12 protein-coding genes are annotated in these 12,337 nt (G+C 40.8%); 3 read left to right on the top strand and 9 right to left on the bottom strand.

The features are described from left to right. Window positions 1–60: 60 nt before the first annotated feature. The 4 genes from MTP09_RS09775 to MTP09_RS09790 form a co-directional block, all read right to left on the bottom strand. Window positions 61–2,613 (bottom strand): YfhO family protein, encoded by a 2,553-nt coding sequence (locus MTP09_RS09775; protein WP_243548228.1) that lies wholly within the window; start codon window positions 2,611–2,613, stop codon window positions 61–63. 49 nt (window positions 2,614–2,662) lie between these two features. Further along, the gene (locus tag MTP09_RS09780) at window positions 2,663–2,887 is read right to left on the bottom strand and encodes a hypothetical protein (RefSeq protein ID WP_243548229.1); all 225 of its coding nucleotides are present in this window, start codon (window positions 2,885–2,887) and stop codon (window positions 2,663–2,665) included. Between the two features lie 15 nt (window positions 2,888–2,902). Further along, the gene (locus MTP09_RS09785; RefSeq protein WP_243548230.1) at window positions 2,903–3,955 is read right to left on the bottom strand and encodes a DUF6263 family protein; all 1,053 of its coding nucleotides are present in this window, start codon (window positions 3,953–3,955) and stop codon (window positions 2,903–2,905) included. A 306-nt stretch (window positions 3,956–4,261) separates the two neighbouring features. Further along, complete coding sequence (locus tag MTP09_RS09790) at window positions 4,262–4,732, bottom strand: SRPBCC family protein (RefSeq protein WP_243551638.1); 471 nt, start codon at window positions 4,730–4,732, stop codon at window positions 4,262–4,264. Window positions 4,733–4,874: 142 nt separating this feature from the next. Here MTP09_RS09790 and MTP09_RS09795 point away from each other — a divergent pair, with 142 nt between their 5' ends. Next, entirely contained in the window at window positions 4,875–7,016 is a 2,142-nt protein-coding gene (locus MTP09_RS09795; protein ID WP_243548231.1) for a M3 family metallopeptidase, read from the top strand. Between the two features lie 16 nt (window positions 7,017–7,032). Here the strand turns inward: MTP09_RS09795 and MTP09_RS09800 are convergent, their stop codons facing one another. From MTP09_RS09800 to panD, 3 genes are all read right to left on the bottom strand, one after another. Further along, on the bottom strand, window positions 7,033–7,275 hold the full coding sequence (locus tag MTP09_RS09800; protein WP_243548232.1) for a VF530 family protein: 243 nt from the start codon (window positions 7,273–7,275) through the stop codon (window positions 7,033–7,035). A gap of 187 nt (window positions 7,276–7,462) precedes the next feature. Then, entirely contained in the window at window positions 7,463–8,491 is a 1,029-nt protein-coding gene (locus tag MTP09_RS09805) for a lysylphosphatidylglycerol synthase transmembrane domain-containing protein (RefSeq protein WP_243548233.1), read from the bottom strand. Window positions 8,492–8,501: 10 nt separating this feature from the next. Continuing rightward, window positions 8,502–8,852 (bottom strand): aspartate 1-decarboxylase, encoded by a 351-nt coding sequence (panD, locus tag MTP09_RS09810; RefSeq protein WP_243548234.1) that lies wholly within the window; start codon window positions 8,850–8,852, stop codon window positions 8,502–8,504. 397 nt (window positions 8,853–9,249) lie between these two features. Between panD and MTP09_RS09815 the strand changes: the two genes are divergently transcribed. After that, window positions 9,250–9,540, top strand: coding sequence for an HU family DNA-binding protein (locus tag MTP09_RS09815; RefSeq protein ID WP_243548235.1), 291 nt, complete (start codon window positions 9,250–9,252; stop codon window positions 9,538–9,540). A gap of 491 nt (window positions 9,541–10,031) precedes the next feature. Here MTP09_RS09815 and pdxH read toward each other — a convergent pair whose 3' ends face one another. Continuing rightward, window positions 10,032–10,676, bottom strand: coding sequence for a pyridoxamine 5'-phosphate oxidase (gene pdxH / locus MTP09_RS09820; RefSeq protein WP_243548236.1), 645 nt, complete (start codon window positions 10,674–10,676; stop codon window positions 10,032–10,034). Window positions 10,677–10,731: 55 nt separating this feature from the next. On the opposite strand from pdxH, the gene MTP09_RS09825 reads away from it, so the two are divergent. Continuing rightward, complete coding sequence (locus MTP09_RS09825; RefSeq protein WP_243548237.1) at window positions 10,732–11,280, top strand: YqgE/AlgH family protein; 549 nt, start codon at window positions 10,732–10,734, stop codon at window positions 11,278–11,280. A gap of 234 nt (window positions 11,281–11,514) precedes the next feature. On the opposite strand, the gene MTP09_RS09830 is transcribed toward MTP09_RS09825, so the two are convergent. Beyond that, complete coding sequence (locus MTP09_RS09830; protein WP_396022254.1) at window positions 11,515–12,321, bottom strand: aminotransferase class IV; 807 nt, start codon at window positions 12,319–12,321, stop codon at window positions 11,515–11,517. Between the last annotated feature and the right edge of the window lie 16 nt (window positions 12,322–12,337).

Raw genomic sequence — 12,337 nt, forward strand, 5'->3', positions numbered from 1 at the left:
GGTTTCAAGTTCCAAGTTGCAATTGGTGCAATGGTTGCAATCGGTGCAAATGGTTAATAATTAGGTGCTTTGAGGATTTCTATTTTTGTAAAGCCAATAGATTCCGCCCAAACTCAGCAGCAAAAATAAACCAAACGCAATCATCGAAATCATTTTCCCCTTTGAAATTACGGCGGGTTCGAAAATCATTTTCACCACGTGGTTTCCGGCGGGAACGTGAACTGCCCTCAACAAATAATTGGCTTTGATATACGGAACCTCCTTGTCATCGACCAGCATTTTCCAACCTTTCGGATAATAAATTTCAGATATTACGGCGAGTTGCGGAGTTTTCGATTGGGTTTTGAATTCCAGTTCGTTGGCTTGATATTTCGTCAGATTAATTATCGCCGCAGAATCCTGCTGCAAAGGTTTTCCGTCGAAATAACTTTTGTCGTCTTTCGAAACAATCGCGGTTTGCTTCGTATCGACTTCACCAATCTGCTTAATTTCCTCATTCGGATTATCGACAAACTTCACGTCAGAAACGAACCACGCATTTCCGTTCGCACCTGCATTAATAAGAGCTTCAGGTTTTTGTGCATCCCCGAAAATCATGTATTTCGTGTTCAGCATATTCAGAATTTTCGGAACTTTTACCGTGTCCATTTTGCTGAAATATTCGTTGATCAAATCATCATACCTTCTGAGTTTCACCGCGTGATAACCGCCGATCGAAGATTTAAAGTAAGAGGTATTTGTCTCGCCAAACGTTCCCAAAACCTGGTTGTAAATTCGGTAATGCGTCTTGTCTTTTTCGGCGATGGTTTCCAAAGTTTTATTGACATTGGCATTGTCCAAAAGCGACCGCAAGTTGGCATTATCGCCCACTTTCTGCATCAGCAAATCCGAGTTTTCAGTCTGGAAAGGATTTTCAGTAAAGGTCTTGTCGATGAAGTTGGTGTCGTTCAAATACCGTTTGTTCACGCTCCACAAATCAAACAAACTCACCACTCCGATAATGATCAGCGCAATGTTCTGATTCATTTTTCCCTTTAAACTTAAAAATAGAACTCCCGCTGTAATTCCCACATAAACAATGGCTTTAATCGCATCAATTCTGAACATTTTGAACCTTTCATCCACCAGGAAATCCAGAAGATAAGGGGGAAGATATGTTTTTTCGTTGGACGTGTAGAATCCTAAAAGCGATTTTCCGAAGAACAAAAGAATCAGCGTAATTCCCAAAACGGAAGCGGAAACGTAGGTTAAGATTTTCTTTTTGTAATCGTCGGTAAGGACATTTTCCTGCTTCGTTTCCGTTTCCGAACTGGAGTTAAAAAATCGGTAAAGTCCGACAATCGCGATCAGTGGGAAAAGCAATTCCACCACAACCAGAATCGAACTCGGCGCACGGAACTTGTTGTAAAACGGCACGAAGTCGATGAAGAAATCGGAAAGTGCCATAAAGTTACTTCCCCACGCTAAGGAAATAGTGAGAACCGATGCCGCCAAAATCCAGTATCTGTATTTTTTCCAGCCAAAGAAAAAACCAAGAATCGCGAGAAAAACTACCACTGCTCCTTGATAAGCTGGCCCCGAAGTTCCGGGTTGTTCTCCCCAATAAGTGAGCGACGAAAATCCTTTTGAGATCCTGTCCATCTCGGATTGCGAGGAAACGTTTTCCTGCACCATTTCCTGAACGCGGCTCATCATTCGGTCGGAACCTTCCTCGTTGCTTGCTCCTCCCATCAATCTTGGGATGAAAAGGTTCAGCGTTTCGAGTTTTCCGTAGCTCCACATCAGCATCGATTCCTTGTCCATCCCCGATTTTCCCGAGGTGTGTTTTTCATGGTCGAGGATTTGCTTTCCACGCACAGTTTCGGTCACATACTCGGAGTTTGCCATAATTCTTTGCGAATTCATTCCGACTCCTAAAATCATTGCCAAAGCCAAAATTCCGTTTGAAATCCCAAAATGTTTCCACGAGATTTTTCCCTTGAACGCGCGGAACAGTTCGGAAAGGAACAAAAATCCTAACGCAAGGAAAAGGTAATATGTCATCTGCGGATGGTTTGCTGCAACCTGAAGTCCCATAAACAGAGCGGTTACAATGAATCCGAGTATATATTTTTTGCGGATATAAACAAGAAGAATTCCTGCCAAAAGTGGCGCAAAATAGGCAACCGTGTGGATTTTCCCATTATGTCCCGCTGCAAGTGCAATGTAAAAATAGGTGGAAAGTCCGAAGAATGTCGCTCCCAAAATCGCGTATTTCCAGTTTCTCACGGCAACCAGACCGAGCAGGAAAAATCCTGAAAAAAGCAGGAAAAAATAGTTTGCGGGTTTCGGCAGAAAGTTCAACAGGTCATCCACTTTTTTGATTACATCGCCGCGAAACTGCGCTCCCATTTGGTATGTCGGCATTCCGCCAAACATCGAGTCGCTCCAATACGTTTCTTCGCCGTTCTGCGCCCTGTAATCGAGCAATTCTTTTGCACCGCCTTTGTACTGCACAATATCGTGCTGAAAAAGTTGCTTCCCAGTGATCACAGGGTTTGCATAAACTACCGCGATGATGATGAACAGGACGATGCTGCCGATAATAAAAAATAAGTTTCTGTTTTTAGCCATAGGTTTTTCTTGCGAAAACCCTTTCAGCGGTTTTCACTGAAAGGGTTTGTTATTTTTTCGAGAGATCTTCTTCTTTCACCTCCTCATAATCCACAGTTTCGGCATCCCAGTTGAGTTTGGAATCCAGATTTTTCTTGGTTTTCTGCGCCGTCACATTTCCGTCATTCTGCTGTTTCGGAAATTTGTAGAACGCAGTGAAAAACATCCGCTTCAGGATATTCCAAAGGAAGAAAATGATAATCGTAGCGAGGATGAGTTCTAAAACGTACTTCACTTGAGCTTTACAAATTTAGGGATTAACTATTACAGTCGAGTTCGACGAGGTTTTCATCGTTTGCGACTGCTTTCCGTCCGAAAGTGTTTCCGACTGGGTGGTTTTCACGTTCACCACCTGATTTTTGATCCAACCCGAATTTTGGTCGAGTTTAATGGTTCCGCTTTGCGAAAGTTCAGAACTCATCGAGCGAGTTACACCTTCGTGTGTTGCTTTGTCAGATTTCTTGGGAATTCCTCCTGAAACCGAAATTTCAGCGATTCCGTTGGCTACACTTTTCAGAACGTAGTTGGTGGTCAGTTTAACTTTTCCGTCGGGAGTTGCGTTTTCAGATTCGCTCCACTTCTCGCCAATCTTCACCCCTTTTTCTGGGAATAACAAAAGGTTTTTGGTAAACTGTTCCTTGAGCATTTTCTCGTTGAAACTTTCCTTGAAGCTGTTTACAAATTCGGTTTTCTGTTTCGCGTCTTTAATCACGCCGTTCAACGAACTGGAAACCTTTGTGTAAATCGGGTCAAATCCAGTGATAGAAATTACTTTACCGTTTTGGTCCATCTTCATTTTGAGTGAATTTCCGACCAAAGCTTTGTTGACTTTCCACATCATTTTCAGTTGTTCTTCTTTCGGTTCCGCTTCTTTGGTATCTACCGCGATGGTTTTCCCTTTTGCAGTTTGCGCATTTCTTTTTCCCAAAAGGTTGATGGTAATATCATAAACTCTATTGGCAAAATCATTCACCATAAAGCCCATTTCATCGGTCGTTTCGCTGGTTCCACTTTGGGTTTGTCCGTTCGGTGCGGTTAAGGTTTGCACATCTTTCTGGATGGTTTTCAAAGGATAGGATTTTCCTTTTTCAAGGTTAAAGGTTTGTCGGTAAACCCCCGCCGAATCGTAGATCGCAAGAACAGGAACTGCAGCTGTCGCCGTCTCTGATTTCGCAGAATCTGCTGGAACTTCCACAGTAACGGTTTTGCCTGTTTCGGGATCGACTTTGGTGATGGTTTTTGTTTCTTTTTTGCACGAAACCAGTGCTATGGATAAAAGCGCGACGGCTGTGATTTTTTTCATTGAATCTAAGATATTTTTTTCTGTACGACTTCGTTTTTTGAAATCACGCAAATTTAAGGTAATTATTTTTAGCTGTGCTTTGTTGCGCTTTAGTTTAACTAAATTTTAAAGGTTTTCGTTCGGCTGCGAAATGATCTTAAAGATTATACTAATGATGAGGGTTTTTCTTGCCACAAATGCACGAATTTCACTTCCTGTAACTATTCCTTCAAGGTTTCCAAAACCTTGAAGGATTGTTTAACGTTTCACCAACGACTATAAAAAAAACGGACTTTTGTCCGTTTACTTATTGAAGTTTTCAGTGTTTTACTTCTCCTGCTCTACGATGGATTTCAGTTTTTTCAGTCCGCTTCCGTAGGATTTTTCCATTTGGCTGTCCATCATCAATTTCATCAGGTTCATCGGGTAATCCAGCTCGCAATCCATCGTCCAGGTTACTTTGGTTTGGTTTCCTTCGGGACTCAGGATCAGGTCGGAAGTGGCGTCGCTTTCAAACGGTTTCACGAATACCATTTTGGTGGACTGTTTCTGATTCGGAACCAATGCTGTAATTTCGTGGCAACCTTGTCCAGATTCTTTGTTTCCGTTCCAACAGTACTTATCGCCCACTTCACCCGAAGTTCCGCTGTAGTCGAGTTGAAGTCCAGGATCCATTTCTAGCCACGGATTCCATTGGTTGAACGCCTTCATCGAACTCATGTGCGGATAAATTTTTTCAATAGGAGCATTGATCACCGTCGATGTTTCAAAATGATACTTTTTGCCCACCGCAAACATCGCGATCACCGCTAAGCAACGATTGCCAAAAGAAAGTATAGGAATTTTTTCATAATAGTTTAATTTTTAAAGCAAAGGTAAATTTAATTTTTGAGTAAATTTGTACAGTGCTTGTGAACAAAGCATTTTTAATCAAGATACTATGAACAATCCCCTTTTACAAAAATTCAACACTCCTTATCATACCGCACCTTTTAACGAGATTAAAGAAGAGCACTATCTTCCCGCATTTCAGGAACTGATTAAAATTTCAGAGAAAGAAATCGACGAGATCGTCAATAATCCAGAGGAACCCACTTTTTCAAACGTGATCGAAGCACTCGCTTTTTCGGGCGAAAAATTGGATGTGGTTTCCAACATTTTCTTTAACCTTAATTCCGCGGAAACCAACGACGAAATACAGAAAATCGCTCAGGAAGTTTCACCGATGCTCACCGAATTTTCAGCGAAGATTTCACAAAACGAAAAACTTTTCGCAAAAATCAAAAAGGTTTATGATGAGTGGAATTCCCCTCCTTTGGAGGGGTGGTCGAGCCAAAGGCGAGATCGGGGTGGTTCTAAAGAATTAACCGAAGAACAGCAAATGCTCCTCAACGAAACCTACAAAGGTTTTGTAAGAAGCGGCGCACTTCTGAACGAAGCTGACAAAGAGCGGTTCAAGGAAATCTCGATTGAACTGTCGAAAAAATCGCTACAGTTTGGGCAAAATGTTCTGGCGGAAACCAACAATTATTTTAAACACATTACCGACGAAAAAGAATTGGCAGGAATTCCCGAACCGATTCTGCAACAATACCGCGAAGAAGCGAAAGAACGAATGCTCGACGGATTTGTGGTGACTTTGCAATATCCAAGTTATATTCCGCTGATGACTTATGCCGAAAACCGTGAGTTGAGGAAAGAACTTGCTTTAGCCAATGGAAAAAAGGGTTTCCAAAATAATGAGTTTGACAACCAGAACCTCATCAAAGAAATCATTAAACTTAAGCAGGAAAAAGCCCAACTTCTCGGCTATCACTCGTTTGCCGATTTTGTTCTGGAAGAAAGAATGGCGAAATCCCCGGTGAAAGTCAACGAATTTCTGAACGAACTTTTGGTAAAGGCAAAACCTTACGCCGAAAAAGAGATTTCGGAATTAAGGCAACTCGCAAAAACCGATGGAATCGAACAAATGGAAAGTTACGACCACGCTTTCTACGCCGAAAAACTTCGCAAACAAAAATTCGACCTGAACGACGAGGAACTGAAACCATATTTCGAACTTGAAAAAGTGCAGGAAGCCGTTTTCAGTTTGGCAAAAAAACTATTCGGACTCGATTTTGTGGAAGTGAGCAATATTCCCAAGTATCATGCGGAGGTGAAAACGTATGAAATTTTTGAAGAACCAAGTAAAAAGAGCCAAGAGCCAAGTGAAAATCCGGCAATCGGTAATCAGCAATTAGCAGAGCCGAAAGCCGAAAGCCGTTTGCTGAAAGCAATTTTATACGTCGACTACCATCCACGAAAAGGAAAACGCGCAGGAGCTTGGATGACGAGTTTTAAAAACCAATTTAAGAAAGATGGCGAAAATTCCCGACCGCATATTTCGGTGGTGTGCAACTTTTCGAAGCCAACCGCCGATACACCGAGCTTGCTGACTTTCCAGGAAGTAACGACCCTTTTCCACGAATTCGGTCACGCTTTGCACGGAATTTTAGCAGATACCGTTTATCCGAATCTTTCGGGAACTTCGGTGAAATGGGATTTTGTGGAGCTACCTTCGCAGTTTCTCGAGAATTACTGTTACGAACCCGAGTTCTTGAAAACTTTTGCCAAACATTGTCAAACGGGAGAAGTTTTGCCAGATGAAAAAATTCAGAAGATCTCTGATTCCAAAAATTTTATGGAAGGTTACCAAACTTTAAGACAACTCGGTTTTGGAATTCTTGATCTTGCTTACCACACAAATCCTGAAAAAGTTGGCGATATCAAAACCTTTGAAGTAGATGAAACCAAAGCAACAAATCTTTACCCTTCAAATCCTGAAACCGTGATGAGCACGAGCTTTTCACATATTTTTCAGGGTGGCTATTCTGCGGGATATTATTCCTACAAATGGGCAGAAGTTTTGGATGCAGATGCTTTTCAGTACTTTAAGGAAAACGGAATCTTCAACCCAGAAATCGCGGCGAAATACAAAATTTTACTTTCCTCGGGCGGAACGAAAGATCCGATGGAACTGTATAAGAATTTCAGAGGAAGCGAACCGAAAGTGGAGAGTTTGCTGAAACGTGCTTTTGGGTAATTGTAAAGAAAAACCCTTATGAATTGTTGGAACTTTTCTTTTTCTGACGCAACACGTAAAGGTAGAGACTTTCGACTTTTGCTCGCGCCCACGGTGTTTTTCGTAGAAACTTCAAAGAAGAACTGATACTGGGATTGTCAGTAAAACATCTGATGTTGATTTGTTTGCCCAAATCTTCGAAACCATTGTAATACTCAACTAATTCTTCCAAAATAGCATCTAATCTTTTGCCGTGTAGAGGGTCTTTTGAATTTAGCATTATTTTTAAAACAATTTAGAGAATGTTTAAATATTCAAAATAAACCTAAATTTGATTACCCCGACCCTAAAAGGAGCAAATTCAGGTTTATTTTGAAGGAAATTTTCCGCCCTTTAGGGTCGGGGTAAAGAAAATTTCCGATATAATATTTTCTTGAATGAAATTTAAATGGTCTCTTAGTCGGTTATTATTTAACATTTCTTGCCTTCGCCAAAACAGGAATCGAGATCACGCCCATCACGATCATAATGACCAACTGCATCGTGTGTGAAATGAAAGCGTAAGAAAGTCCAAATTCGCCGCCTTCCTCCGGATTTTTCCCCATCGAGAGAAAGAGCGCCATAATTCCCAGTTTCAAGGCAAAGTGGAACGCACCGATTCCGCCGGAAGCGGGAACCATCATTCCCAAAGTTCCGACAACGATGATGAAGAAACCGTCAGCAATCGTAAAATTGGAAGTTTCAGGAAGTGAGAAACAAACGAGATATGCCGCAAGATAATAGCAGATCCAAATCGCGACAGAAAGCCATATAAACTTAAATTTCTGCTTTAATTTAAAGATGGAAGTCAACCCGTGGAAAATTCCTTTCCCGAAATCGACCACTTTTCTGTAGAGAGCAAATTTTTCTAAATTCTTCCTTAAGATAAACATCAAAATTCCCACAACCAAAGCGATTCCGATAATGATGTACAACAAATTTCCCGTTTCGGGTTCAGCCGAATTTCCTTTTTCCTGGGTTACATATTTGTAGAAAGCGAGAATCGCGTCGTATTTAAAAATCAAAGTCAGTCCCAAAAAACCGCCCATGCAAACCAAATCCACCACTCTTTCGAGAATGATGGTGCCGAATGATTTTTCCACGGGAACTTTCTCCACTCCGAAAAGTGCGGTCGAACGCGCCAGTTCACCGCTTCTGGGAATGGTGAGGTTCATTAAATAACCGAAAGAAATCGTCCAAAACGAGTTGGAATTAGAGATTTTATAACCGAGTGGTTCCAAAAGCAGATTCCACCGAACGGCACGAAACCAGTACGCCAAAATCCCGAAAACCGCAGCAGCGAACACCCAGAAATAATTGGCTTTCGCGAAATATCCCGCAATCTTTTTAAACTCCAAACCGCGCACAGCCAACCACATAAAAAAAATCGCAATAGCCAGAGAAACTGCGATGGTGAGAAACGTTTTAAGTGGACTTGATTTTTTGCTTTCTTCCAAAATAAGAGGATTAAGTCAGGAGATTGGTTTTCTCGTCGGGGAAAATAATTTTGGGCTGGAAAGTTTTCGCTTCTTCAGGCGTTATCTGCGCATACGAGATGATGATGATGATGTCGCCTTTCTGCACGCGTCTTGCAGCAGGTCCGTTCAAGCAGATTTCGCCCGATTTTCTTTTTCCCTTGATTGCATAGGTATCGAATCTTTCGCCATTGTTGACGTTCACGATATAAACCCTTTCCCCAACCATGATTCCTGAAGCTTCCAAAAGGTCTTCGTCGATGGTGATGCTCCCAATATAATTAAGGTCGGATTCGGTTACACGAACGCGGTGAATCTTCGACTTGAACACTTCAATTAACATGGCGCAAATTTAACCATTTAAATCAAAAACAAAGTTTTTTTTATGTTTTTTGCAGATAAATATAGAATTTGAAATTACGAAACACATAATCTATCAGCAGCTTATGCCAATTAATCACAAAGAAACGCGAAAAAACACCATTCTTTTCACATCAGATTAAATAATTCGTAATTATCAAAACATTTATTAACCAATCACAAACATTCGATGGATAAAGGGATTGGCACGAAATTAGCTTCGGGGAACATTGATTATCAGCAAAAAGTGCAATTTAGAACTTTTCGTTAATTCTATGAATATTATCAATTTTTAATTAAATTTTCGTAAAAGATTTGCACAATATGAAAATTGTTTTATATTTGCTATAGCATTAAAACTAACCTTAATAATTAATATTATGAACAAGTCTGAATTAATCGACGCGATCGCAAAGGATGCGAACATCACAAAAGTTGCGGCTAAGGCTGCTCTTGAATCTTTCATCTCTAACGTAACTTCTACGTTGAAGAAAAAAGACGGAAAAGTTTCTTTGGTAGGTTTCGGTACTTTCTCTGTAGCTGAAAGAGCTGCAAGACAAGGAATTAACCCTGCAACTAAAAAACCGATTAAAATTGCTGCTAAGAAAGTTGCCAAGTTCAAAGCTGGTGCTGATTTAGCTGGAGCAGTTATGGGAGGAAAGAAAAAATAATCCCCATTCAATGACAATTCAGCCCCGTCGAAAGATGGGGTTTTTTTTTGGTTTGAGGTTTGAACGCTGGTTTCAGGTTTCAGGTTTACTCACAATTTTTTCTATTTTTTTTATTTTGAGTTCGTGAATGCTTCGCTTTTCAAGTTTCAGGTTTCAGGTTTCGCACTGTGAATTCGACTCTGCTCAATCATCGCAAGAAAATTCACTATGAAGTAAATTCACTGCAAAGCAGATTCACTCAAAAATTTCCTTTACCCCATCCCTAAAGGGAGGAAATTTTTTTCGCCAACCAACTATCACTTATCGCTTATCACTCATCACCTATCAAACTCACCCACTCTTCTACTCAACTACTCTCTAACTAAACCACTCTCCTAAAAAACCACCCCGATCTCGTCTTCGACGAGACCACCCCTCCAAAGGAGGGGAATTTCCAACTCCCAACTGAACCACTGAACAACTGAACCACTCACTCTCCAACTCACTACTCCTCACGGTGCAAGTCGAGAAATTTTCCAATCGAAATCTGATTGAAGTTCGTAAATAATTCTGTCGTGGAGGCGGTTTGGTCTTCCCTGCCAAAATTCGATTTCATAAGGTGTGGCGAGAAAACCACCCCAGTTTTCGGGTCGCGGAATCTCTTTGCCTTCGAACTGTTTTTCTAAATCTTTGAGTTTTTCTTCAAGAAATTCTCTGTTTGGGATCACCTGACTTTGCGGAGAAACAACCGCGCCGAGTTGGCTTCCAACCGGTCTCGACTGAAAATAACCGTCGCTGATGTTTACGGGAACTCTCTCCAGTTCGGCTTTGATGATGATCTGTCTTTCCAAAGCGGGCCAGAAGAAATGCAGGCAAGCTTTATGCGTATTTTCGATGGCTTTTCCTTTTCGACTTTCGTAGTTGGTGTAGAAGATGAAACCGTTCCAGTCGTAAGCTTTCAGCAAAACCATCCGTGTTCGCGGACAACCATCTTCTTCCAAAGTAGAAACCGCCATCGCATTGGCTTCGGAAATCATCGGGTGTTCCTTCGCGTCGAGAAACCAGTCACGAAACTGCTCCATCGGGTTTTCTTTGATTTGATTTTCAAGAAGTTGGGACTTTTCGTAAACTTTTCTGTTGTCGTGCAGGTTTTCCATTGATATTTTTATTACATTTGGTACAAAGGTTCTTCAAACAACCCTGTTTATTGAAATGAATTATTCTTACAAAGGTAAAATATTAATTTCCACCCCCGATATTTCAGGCGACATATTTTCGCGCTCCGTCGTATTGGTAATCGACCATAATGAAAATGGAGCGTTTGGACTGATCCTCAACAAAAAGAACGACAGGATGAGTTCACGGCTTTTGGAGATTTTCGGGTTTAAAGTAGATGTTTACGAAGGCGGCCCCGTTGAAAACGACAAGATCTTCTTTATCTGCAAATCCGATAAAGTCACCGATAACTATTCTGAAATCACTGATGATTTCTATTTAACGGAAGATATTGAAAATGTGGTTTCTGCTATTATCGAACAAAGAATTTCGGTGAACGGCATCAAAGTTTTTTCTGGTTATTCAGGTTGGGCTGCACAACAGCTCGAAGGCGAAATCCACCGAAAAATGTGGACCGTGGTCGATGTTTACAATTTAGATCACACCACGCCGAACGATCACGGATTGTGGAAAAACATTATGCAAAACCTCGGCGGCGAGTTTCTTTTATGGGCAAACGCTCCGCAGGATGTGACGATGAATTAAAAAGTTATGCAAAGCGCAAAAACTTTAACAAAACTTTAACAACCAAACCTACAATTTAAGACTAATCCCTCCGTTATTATTGGACAAAAAAACTAAAACCCGGTCAATGACTTATAAATGGTTGTTTATCGGGTTTGTCAATTGTACAAGAGACAAGGGAAAAGAAACAAGATAAAAGGCAAAAGACACAAGATAAAAACCGAAAGACAGGATAAAGTAAACTTACGACTTTCGTTATTGAAAACTTGCTTTCCACTCATTAATCATCTCCGAAAACCTTTCCTTTCCAAAAGTTTTGTTTCTGATTTTGGTAACTGGTGAAATTCCCTTCGTGTCAGAAACCATCAGGATTTCCTCCGCTTTCTGCGATTCGAAACCGATCATCTCGCTTTCCACAATCTGCGCAAGGTTTCGCTGATGTACGAAAGTCACAAAGTTTTCCATCAATGGAGAAATATAGGCACCTTCCGTTTGTTTTGGGATTTTAATCAGATTTCCTTCGAGAAAAAGAAGGTTTCCAAAAATACTTCTCGCGATTCTTTTGTTGGGATTCAGTAGGATTACATCATCCAGATCATTTTCTTTCGCATAGATTTCCGCATAAATATTTTCGGGACAGTGAACGCGGATATTGCTCAGCAAATTGGTGTTCACATTGATTTCCTTGATCATATCCATTTCAAAATCTTTCTGTAGTGAAATCACATCGCCAATTTTTTTGACATCAAAATAATACGAAACTTCAGCTTTGGAAAGCAATTCCTCTGTAAAATTCCGATACGCGACAAAACGGATAATTCCATTGAAAATCCCTTTATCAATGATGTTTTCCTGAAAAAGCCGCTCGAAAAATTCCAGCGTATAACTCAGCGGAATGTTCATTCGCATCTTCCGCATCGATGCCATTAGGAAAAAATAGCATTCTTCCGCCATGATCAGTTTCGAGTTGCGCACAAAGAACGAAACTTCCACCGCGTCACCCGAAAGAAACGCCCTGTTTATCGCCTGAAATTCACCAGAAGTAAAAAATGGATTCAAAATAAATGCAAGGTTTTTA

It is taken from the genome of Chryseobacterium suipulveris, assembly GCF_022811685.1.
In the GTDB taxonomy this organism is placed as follows: Bacteria; Bacteroidota; Bacteroidia; order Flavobacteriales; family Weeksellaceae; genus Kaistella; species Kaistella suipulveris.